At 63.9% G+C, this 673-nt stretch carries 1 protein-coding gene; it reads left to right on the top strand.

From position 1 onward, the window contains the following. Positions 1 to 647 (top strand): inositol-3-phosphate synthase (locus tag FJR74_RS08440; protein WP_503465749.1); only part of this gene is annotated, 647 nt, incomplete at its 5' end. Positions 648 to 673 lie beyond the last annotated feature (26 nt).

The following is a 673-nucleotide window of genomic DNA, read 5'->3' as shown; positions in this document are numbered from 1 at the left end:
CCGACAAGTTCTACGCCCAGTGTGCTATCGACGCCGGGGTGGCGTTCGTCAACGCGCTGCCGGTGTTCATCGCCTCCGACCCGGTGTGGGCCAAGAAGTTCACCGACGCCAGGGTACCCATCGTCGGTGATGACATCAAGAGCCAGGTCGGCGCGACGATCACCCACCGGGTGCTGGCCAAGCTGTTCGAGGACCGCGGCGTGCAGCTCGACCGCACCATGCAGCTCAACGTGGGCGGCAACATGGACTTCCTCAACATGCTCGAACGTGAACGGCTGGAGTCCAAGAAGATCTCCAAGACCCAGGCCGTCACTTCGAATCTGAAGCGCGAGTTCAAGACCAAGGACGTGCACATCGGCCCGTCCGACCACGTCGGATGGCTCGACGATCGCAAATGGGCCTATGTCCGTCTTGAGGGCCGCGCCTTCGGAGATGTGCCGTTGAACCTGGAGTACAAGCTCGAGGTGTGGGACTCGCCAAACTCGGCCGGCGTCATCATCGACGCGGTGCGGGCGGCCAAGATCGCCAAGGACCGCGGCATCGGCGGACCGGTGATCCCGGCGTCGGCCTACCTGATGAAGAGCCCGCCCGAGCAGCTGCCCGACGACATCGCGCGCGCGCAACTCGAAGAGTTCATCATCGGTTAGCGTTGACTCTGCGCTCACCACGCGGG

Origin of the sequence: Metamycoplasma neophronis (genome assembly GCF_006491995.1) — a bacterium.
GTDB classification, from domain to species: Bacteria; Bacillota_I; Bacilli_A; order Mycoplasmatales; family Metamycoplasmataceae; genus Metamycoplasma; species Metamycoplasma neophronis.
The sequence above is the reverse complement of the archived record's forward strand: the minus strand, read 5'-3'. Positions and strand labels throughout refer to the sequence as shown.